This window comes from Vibrio sp. 1401, assembly GCF_033340295.1.
In genome coordinates, this window is sequence record NZ_JAWOWF010000742.1 from 1 (window position 1) to 544 (window position 544).

General features: G+C 48.9%; 1 pseudogene. It reads left to right on the top strand.

Going from position 1 to position 544, the window contains the following annotated elements:
• Positions 1-544: pseudogene (locus R7Z77_RS27900) on the top strand (flagellar motor protein MotA); the annotation flags it as partial.

Below are 544 nucleotides of genomic sequence, written 5' to 3' on the forward strand. Positions count from 1 at the left end.
AAGCGTCACGTTTAGTGAAAATGAAGCGGAACTGGCTCAGCTAGAAGAAAAATTGCGCTTAGAAACGGGCAGCCTAGGCGAACTATTTGGTGTTGTTCGTCAAAACGCGAAAGAGCTTGAGTCAGAACTGAAACACGCAGTGACAGGCGTAGATGCCAACTCATATCAAAAAGACATTGAAGCTATTGTCGCGGCGAAGTCTCTACCGACGTTGAAGCAGTTGCAAGCGATGTGGCGCAGTATGGAAGAGCAAGTTACCGCAAGTGGCGAACTGGCGAAGGTCTCTTTCACTTTGCTCGATGGAGAAGGTAAAGAACAGACAGTCAATGGTGTTCGTCTTGGCGCAATGGCACTACTTGATGACAATGGCTATGTGAAATGGAACGGCCAGCGTGGTGACGCAGTGAACTATTTGCGTCAGCCAGAAAATGGTCCGACAGCGAGCGCATTCACCAACGGCGAATTGGATTCGTTAGTTATTGACCCATCGCGTGGCATTCTTTTAGAACAGCTAGCGAACTCGCCAACGCTGGAAGATCGTCTA